Source organism: Psychromonas aquatilis, from assembly GCF_038155185.1.
Classification (GTDB): Bacteria; Pseudomonadota; Gammaproteobacteria; order Enterobacterales; family Psychromonadaceae; genus Psychromonas; species Psychromonas aquatilis.
On record NZ_JBAKAZ010000335.1, the window covers coordinates 1 to 220 of the forward strand.

At 37.7% G+C, this 220-nt stretch carries 1 protein-coding gene; it reads right to left on the minus strand.

Annotation, left to right across the window (positions count from 1 at the left end):
- On the minus strand, nt 1–220 hold a 220-nt coding region (locus V6256_RS15760), incomplete at both ends, for a DEAD/DEAH box helicase (RefSeq protein WP_341599163.1).

The window sequence follows — 220 nt, forward strand, 5'->3', positions numbered from 1 at the left end:
GGTTTTTAGACACATCGATGTTAGCTAATAGTGGTAATGCGAATGCCGCTGTTATACCCGTACCTGTTTGTGCAAGACCTAATACATCTTCACCTCTAAATAGGTGTGGGATAGTTTGTGCTTGAATTGGAGACGGTGATTCGAAACACATTTCATTTACAACTTTTACGATTGAATCTTGTAAGTTTAGATCTTGAAAATTTGGTCCTGGTTGTTGATT